At 47.9% G+C, this 7237-nt stretch carries 7 protein-coding genes; 5 read left to right on the top strand and 2 right to left on the bottom strand.

What is annotated here, in order from left to right:
* The coding region (locus C7B77_RS19480) for an HAD family hydrolase (protein ID WP_219892206.1) at positions 1-422 on the top strand (422 nt) is incomplete at its 5' end.
* Between the two features lie 102 nt (positions 423-524).
* Here the strand turns inward: C7B77_RS19480 and C7B77_RS19485 are convergent.
* Together C7B77_RS19485 and C7B77_RS19490 are read right to left on the bottom strand one after the other, a co-directional pair.
* Positions 525-1151 (bottom strand): SAM-dependent methyltransferase, encoded by a 627-nt coding sequence (locus tag C7B77_RS19485; protein WP_106308604.1) that lies wholly within the window; start codon positions 1149-1151, stop codon positions 525-527.
* 920 nt (positions 1152-2071) lie between these two features.
* Positions 2072-3442, bottom strand: a complete 1371-nt coding sequence (locus C7B77_RS19490; protein WP_106308607.1) for an APC family permease — start codon at positions 3440-3442, stop codon at positions 2072-2074.
* Between the two features lie 632 nt (positions 3443-4074).
* On the opposite strand from C7B77_RS19490, the gene C7B77_RS19495 reads away from it, so the two are divergent.
* The 4 genes from C7B77_RS19495 to C7B77_RS19510 all read left to right on the top strand — a co-directional run bounded on the left by C7B77_RS19495 (position 4075) and on the right by C7B77_RS19510 (position 7150).
* Entirely contained in the window at positions 4075-4380 is a 306-nt protein-coding gene (locus tag C7B77_RS19495; RefSeq protein ID WP_106308617.1) for a 2Fe-2S iron-sulfur cluster-binding protein, read from the top strand.
* A 46-nt stretch (positions 4381-4426) separates the two neighbouring features.
* A complete protein-coding gene (locus C7B77_RS19500; RefSeq protein WP_106308609.1) occupies positions 4427-5479 on the top strand; it encodes an aldo/keto reductase in 1053 nt (350 codons plus the stop codon).
* Positions 5480-5566: 87 nt separating this feature from the next.
* Positions 5567-6238 (top strand): SAM-dependent methyltransferase, encoded by a 672-nt coding sequence (locus C7B77_RS19505; protein ID WP_106308612.1) that lies wholly within the window; start codon positions 5567-5569, stop codon positions 6236-6238.
* Positions 6239-6262: 24 nt separating this feature from the next.
* Positions 6263-7150: an NmrA/HSCARG family protein gene (locus tag C7B77_RS19510; RefSeq protein ID WP_106308615.1), complete on the top strand. Its 888-nt coding sequence runs from the start codon at positions 6263-6265 to the stop codon at positions 7148-7150.
* The last annotated feature ends 87 nt before the right edge of the window (positions 7151-7237 follow it).

The raw sequence follows: 7237 nt of genomic DNA on the forward strand, positions 1-7237 counted from the left end.
GAACTTTCCAGTTGAGATTTATACTTGCCTTGGGCCACAATCTGATGACCCTCCCTGAAAATGAGCGAACCGTAAGTTCTTTTGTGGAGATCTCCTTAGTAGATTTAGTGCCATTTGACAGATTTGCGACGATCGTCACCAGCGACTCGATCGAGCGCGCCAAACCCGACCCCGACGCCTATAATTATTGCCTCCAACAGCTCGAAATCGCTGCTAATGAAGCGATCGCCATCGAAGATACACCCATCGGCATCAACGCCGCTAAAGCCGCTGGCATCATCACGATCGGTACCCCTGAAGCCACTACCACCGATCGGGATTTGGCTGCTGCCGATTTAGTCGTCCACGATTTGACCGACATCAGCCTCGATCTGCTGAGTGCATTACTCGATCGTCAAGCAGCACCATTAGGATTTTCCTAGTAGTAATCCAAGTTGCTAGTTAAAACCTCAGCGGTTATAAACCGCTGCTCGGAGTGCAAAGTCCGCCGCGATTTCAATCGCTGGTACCTCCAAAACAGCAGACTACTTCTTATTACTCACTCGCTGCGGTACCGTCCAGTAGTAAATAGTTTGACCGCCTACCCTCACGACTTTTTGGGGCTTCCAGTCACCCATATCAAAAGCGTGAGAAACAATCCGCGTCCCCGGCTTGAGTTGACTGAGCAATCTGGGTCTGAGCCTCAAGTTGATGTCTGGCAACAGATATAGCGTAACGACTGTAGCCTTGCTAAAATCTGTTTCAAATAAATTTTGCTGGCGGAACTGAACGCGATCGGTTACTCCGGCTTTTTTAGCGTTTTGATTTGCCTCTTTGATTCGCTGGGGATCGATATCGATGCCGACGCCACGGGTACCAAATTTCTGGGCGGCTGTTATCACGATCCGACCGTCGCCACTACCGAGATCGTAGAGCACATCATTCTTCTTGACGTTGGCAATCCGGAGCATTTCGTTGACAACAGGTGTCGGCGTGGGGACATAGGGCACATCTTTCTCGACTGGTTGCGCTTGTGAGGGAGAATTGCCATCGGTAGGAGCTGTTTGTGCCACAGCTCGATCGATTTGAGCGGTTCCGGTAGTTAACGATTGCGAGCAACCAGTCATACTCAATCCGATAAGGCAGACTCCAGTAATTAATAGCTCGGACATGTAGGGTCGTTTCACGATCTTTTCCTCGTTACTAGTATTGATGGTGTTTATTGAGGGGAAAAGGGAAGTTGCGACACGAAAGTCGCAGATGTTTAGTGAAGCTCCTAGCTTCTACCTTAGTATCAAAGGTATGGACGCTCCGAAGAAGCATCAACAGCAATGGGGATGTTTCACAGCTAGAGGAGAAAGCCTAATCGCACTGGTAGCCTAAACTGGTACGAGGGCAAGTCCAAGTCTGGTATGGTTAGCCAAAGCGAATCTTGATAAAGTCCGTCATTTCCCAATGAGCTAAAAGGCTGAATAAGGCTCAGACCAAAAGGTGTGTGGCACATAAGAAAACTGGATTTTTTCCGCCAGTATGACGATACCTTCGCCACCGGATGACAGAGAAACCTAACCTAGACGCATCTAAACACTGTGGAACGTGTAAACCTCTACAAGGTCAGTATCATTTACTGTAGGGAAGTCGTGAGACGTACCAATTCCTTGGAGAGAAGGGACTCTTCTAAAAAGCTAAAGCCTGTAGAGCGAAAGCTCGGAGGAATTCATAACTCGCAGGATAAGGGTCATCCCGTACTCGAAAGGGGAGCAGACGTAGGAGAGGCTGAAACGTTGTTGAAACCGATAGTAGAAAATCTTTACCCCTCCACAAGTTAGAGGCGAAGGGCATTCGCCAACGGCGGAGGACAGGGATTTTAAGGATTGAAGCCCAATAAATAAAGTCCTGAAAACCTGTACTGGACATAGTGATTCGACCCATTATGTAAGAGAAGTATAACTTGAAGGGAGTAAATGATACAGCAGGAGCCGAGTGCTTGAAAACTTGCAAGCTCGGTACTGTGGAGGGGAAAACCCGTAAGGGTTTACCTATTCCGGCGGAGAAAGGCTGATGAAATTATGTCCCTTTCCCCTTTTCCCTCTCATCGAATCTGTTGCTGACGATGCCAGTAGACAAACGGAATGCCCAGTGCTACCACGATGACACCGACGATCGCCCCAGCTCCGGTAAAGACCAAGCTAGAGTAGAGTAAATAGCCACAGGCAGCACAAAATAGGATTGGTAAAATCGGGTACAGTGGCACCCGAAACGGTCGCACTCGATCGGGATCGCGCACTCGCAGTACCATTAGCGACAGGCTGCTGAGTAAAAAGAAAAACCAGAAAATGGGCGAGGTATAATCGACCATTGTTTTGAACCCATCGCGAGTGATGGTGCCGAGTCCGATCAGAGCCAACGAGATCGCCCCTTGGAGCAAATAGGCGGTAGCAGGCGTACTCGGACGGTCTTGCCATACGCCCAAAAATCGGAACACAGCCACATCTTGACCGAGTGCAAAAGTGGTACGTGCCCCCGTAAAAATAGTGGCATTAATCGAATCGAGCGTGCAAACTACCACCAACAGACTAATCAGCACGGCTCCAGGCTCGCCGAGCGCGCGCCTGAGCAAATCTGCGGCCACCGCTTGGGACTGTGCCGTACCCGCTAAACCCAATCCCCTGAGATAAGCGAGATTGATCGACAAATATAGCACGGTAATAATGCCTATCCCCCAGAGGAGCGATCGCACGATGTTGCGCTGGTAATTCTTAATCTCCGCCGCGATATAAGCAGCTTCGTTCCAACCACCATACGACAACAATACAAACACCATTGCCGATCCCCAAAATTTGGCAGGATCGGTAGGTGTGGGTGGAGTTGTTATTGGAGCTGGAGCTGGCACTGGAGTCATAGTCAAACCAATGATAATTACGGCCAACAAACCCAAGATCGTGGTAATCGTCAGCCAGTTTTGTAACCGTTTACTGTGCTTGATTCCCAACAGATTGAGAGCGGTGAGCAGCACGATTGCTAGTGCGGCATAAATCGATGGCGAAAAGGTGCCCAATCGCCATAACTGGGAAGCATAATCGCCACAAACAAATGCAAGTATGGCGATCGATCCAGTCTGAATCACACTCATTCGCGCCCACGCAAATAAAATTGCAATTGGTTGGCCGAAAGCTCGTTTTAAGTAATAGTAACTACCGCCCACATAGGGATATGTTGTAGCTAATTCGGCATAACATAATGCCCCAATCAATGAAATTACTCCACCTAGTACCCAAGCTTGTAAAACAGTACTTTGGCTATCGGCATTGGCAGCAACTAGGGCTGGAGTTTCAAATATGCCAGCACCAATTACTAATCCAACAATTAACGCGATCGCGTCTGTCAATCCGAGCAAAGGTCTGGGTGCAGCCGTATGAACATCTGCGGTTTCGAGTTGATGGGGTCGATCGAGTATACTCACATCTTTACCTTTTTTACTAAGTTAATAGCGATTCTCGATTTGAAAACGATTCAGCTAGATTCAGATCCCCGACTTCTCTAAGAAGTCGGGGATCTGGCAATCTCAATTGTGACAAATTAATAGCAAAATTGATGTTTTGCTATTAATCTAATGATTCGATCGATTTAGAAAGTAATAATTTTGTACGCAAGCCTCGATCGCTCTATTTACCTGTCAGAGTAGCTCTCAAGTCAAGATCCGATCTAAACCTCAGTCCGATTGAGGGAGATCTACAGCTCGTAGAATAGCTGTGTTACCCATTGTGCTATGAAATCAAATTTAAGATATTCATCTCGATCGAGCATCAGCCAAAAGATAGAGAGATCGGTAACCTACTACGCCAATCGCCGCAAAGCGAGCGACACAAATAGATTTAATAGACTATCCTCTATCCGCTTGAAAAAAATGTCTATACCTCGATCGACAGATGTAATTAGACCTATAGAAATAATTATAATAACAACAACATCCAGTTAGCAAATCTCCGGCAGAGTAGAGCGATCGCAACTGGATTTTTTCACGAAAAATTGCCCGATCGATCGAAAATTTCTGCTCATTCTAGATTTTGCGCGCATAATTGGAGACCTTATTGCATGGCAAGTTCGTATCAAGTCAGACTTTATAACAAGGCCGAAGGTATCGACCAAACTATTGAAGTACCAGACGGAAGCTATATCCTCGAAACTGCGGAGGAACGAGGCATGGAGTTACCATATTCCTGTCGGCAAGGTGTTTGTTCGACATGTACTGTCAAGACCATTGAAGGCGAAGTAGACCAGTCCGAAGGATCGTATCTCAGTGAAGACCAAATCGCTCGGGGATACGTATTAATTTGCATCGCTCACCCGTTATCGAATTGTGTATTTGAGACTCACAAACAGGAAGAAGTACCGAACTAATCTTGCAGCTCATTAGCTAAGAAATCCCAATTAGGAAATTATAAATATGCGCTACAAGTTATTAGGCAAAAGTGGATTGCGCGTTTCCGAACTATGTTTGGGGACGATGACTTTTGGGGAAGACTGGGGCTGGGGAGCACCTCAAGATACCAGTCGCCAAATTTTCGATGCCTTTGTCGAAGCGGGTGGCAATTTTATCGACACGGCCAATCTATATACCAATGGTAGCAGCGAAAAAATCGTCGGTGAATTTATTGGTGCGGAGCGCGATCGATTTGTTTTAGCCACTAAATACTCATTGACAGGTCAATGGCAGGGTGAAAACAATCCCAACGGTAGTGGCAACCACCGCAAAAATATGATGCGCTCGATCGAAGGTAGCCTCAAGCGATTGAATACCGATTATGTCGATATGTTGTGGCTGCACGCTTGGGATTTCACGACTCCCGTGGAAGAAGTAATGCGCGCCTTCGACGATTTGGTGCGCCAAGGCAAAGTCATGTACATCGGTATTTCGGACACGCCTGCATGGATTGTCTCTCAAGCCAATACCTTAGCTCAAGCCCATGGCTGGGCGCAGTTTATCGCCCTGCAAATCGAGTACAGCCTCATCGAACGCACGCCAGAACGCGATTTATTACCGATGGCAAATGCCTTTAATCTGGCAGTCACACCGTGGTCGCCACTAGCTGGAGGCGTGCTATCGGGCAAATATAGCACTCAGTCGAATGGTAACGATAAATCGACCTCTCGCGGTCAAGAAATTCCCGAACGCAGTCTCAAGATCGCACAAACAGTAGGCGAAATTGCCCAAGAATTGGAACGCTCCTCCGCTCAAATTGCCCTAGCCTGGATTCGCGCTCAGAGTCCGCAGATGATTCCGATCTTGGGTGCCACCAAATTAGAACAACTCCAAGATAACCTCAAGTGCCTAGAGGTGAAATTATCACCCGAACACTTGCAAAGACTCGATCGTGCAAGTCAGATCGAACTGGGTTTCCCCCATGACTTCTTGAGTAGTGAGATGGTGCGGGGCAACTTATTTGGCAGCACGTATGACTCCATGGATCTGCCAAGCCAACCACTGGCAATCGGTTAATTCGGGCAAAGTGTTGCTGGGTTAACTTTACTGTCACGCAAAAATCGCTCTTCAAGTTCGACCGCAAGTTAATTTTAGGAGAAATAGATGATTTCAGTTCGACACCCGATCGCTTTGCTGCTGTGTGGAATCGGTCTGGTTAGCATAGGATGCAGCCAAACGCCGATCGCCAGCGAGACTACCCAAGTCCAAACTCCAGGTACCACCCCCTCTCAGCCATTACGACAGCCAGATGTCGTCTATGTACCCACACCGCAAGAAGTTGTCGATCGCATGTTATCGATGGCGAAAGTTAACCGCAATGATGTGTTGTATGACTTGGGTAGTGGCGATGGACGCATTCCAATTACTGCTGCCCAAAAATTTGGCATTCGTGCCGTTGGTATCGATATTAACCCAGAGCGCATTAAAGAAGCCAATGCCAATGCCAAAAAAGCAGGCGTAAGCGATCGAGTGCGATTTCTCAACCAAGACTTGTTTCAGAGCAAATTTGGCGACGCTACGGTAGTCACACTGTATTTGTTACCCGCACTCAATGTCAAACTCAGACCGCAGTTGCTCAGTCAACTCAAACCCGGTACGCGGATAGTTTCTCACGCTTTTGACATGGGTGAATGGAAACCAGAACAGACCGCACAAGTGCGAGTCAACGGACAGACGCACAATGTCTACATGTGGACTGTACCTGCAAAACCGCCTGCCAACTTGCTCTCAACGGTAATTGCAGATCGCATGTCTCGCGATCGGATTGCGAATTAACCACCCTAAATAGGAGCTAAAACAATGGAAAATTCAAATCGAACCATTCTCGTGACTGGCGCGACAGGTAACCAAGGCGGTGCCATAGTTCGCCATTTATTAAAACGCGGTAATTTCCAGGTGCGCGCCTTCGTCCGCGACGAAAATAAGCCTGAAGCACAAGCACTCAAACGAGCGGGTGCAGAATTAGTTCTAGGCAATCTCAACGATCGATCCTCACTAGATCGCGCTCTAAAAGGTGTTTACGGCGTTTTTTCAGTCCAGGGATTAAACGATGGCTTAGACACCGAGATTCAAGAGGGCAAATCGATCGCCGATGCCGCTAAAGCCGCAGGAGTCGAACATTTCGTCTACAGCTCTGTAGGCAGCGCAGAACGGCAAACAGGGGTGCCACATTTCGATAGCAAGTTTCAAATCGAAGAATATATCCGCTCTCTGGGCTTGACATATACGATTCTGCGCCCAGTATTCTTCTTTTACAACTACGAAGCGATGCGCCAGATGCTAGAACAGGGCACGCTCGTCCAACCATTAAGTCCCGATACAAAATTGCAGCAACTGTCCGAAGCAGATTACGCAGAAATGGTTTGTGAAGTCTTCGCGCATCCCGCCGATTTCGCCAACCGCGAACTAGAAGTCGCCAACGTCGAGATGACCATGCCCGAAGTAGCAGCCGCATTTAGCAAAGTTTTAGGCAAACCCGTCACCTACAAACAAATCCCCTTTGAAGCCTTCGAGGAGCAAGCAGGTGAAGAAATGACGATTATGTATCGGTGGTTCGAGAGTGCAGGTTACAACGCAGATTTGGCGCAGTTGCAACAGATTTTCCCCGCCCCAACCGACCTCGAATCCTACCTGCGCGAGTGTGGCTGGGCACCACAACCACAAAAAGTCCCCGCTAAAACAGCCTGATTTAACGTCAGCTCGCGATCGTACCAAATTCGGTTAGTAAAACCTAATTAATCTTGCCCTCACCCCCACCTCCCATCCGGTGTATGC

Source organism: Chamaesiphon polymorphus CCALA 037, from assembly GCF_003003845.1.
Classification (GTDB): domain Bacteria; phylum Cyanobacteriota; class Cyanobacteriia; order Cyanobacteriales; family Chamaesiphonaceae; genus Chamaesiphon; species Chamaesiphon polymorphus.

Coding starts and splice junctions, on each gene's coding strand:
- C7B77_RS19505 (WP_106308612.1), top strand. CDS start 5,567: ATGATTTCAGTTCGACACCCGATCGCTTTGCTGCTGTGTGGAATCGGT.
- C7B77_RS19485 (WP_106308604.1), bottom strand. CDS start 1,151: ATGTCCGAGCTATTAATTACTGGAGTCTGCCTTATCGGATTGAGTATG.
- C7B77_RS19495 (WP_106308617.1), top strand. CDS start 4,075: ATGGCAAGTTCGTATCAAGTCAGACTTTATAACAAGGCCGAAGGTATC.
- C7B77_RS19510 (WP_106308615.1), top strand. CDS start 6,263: ATGGAAAATTCAAATCGAACCATTCTCGTGACTGGCGCGACAGGTAAC.
- C7B77_RS19500 (WP_106308609.1), top strand. CDS start 4,427: ATGCGCTACAAGTTATTAGGCAAAAGTGGATTGCGCGTTTCCGAACTA.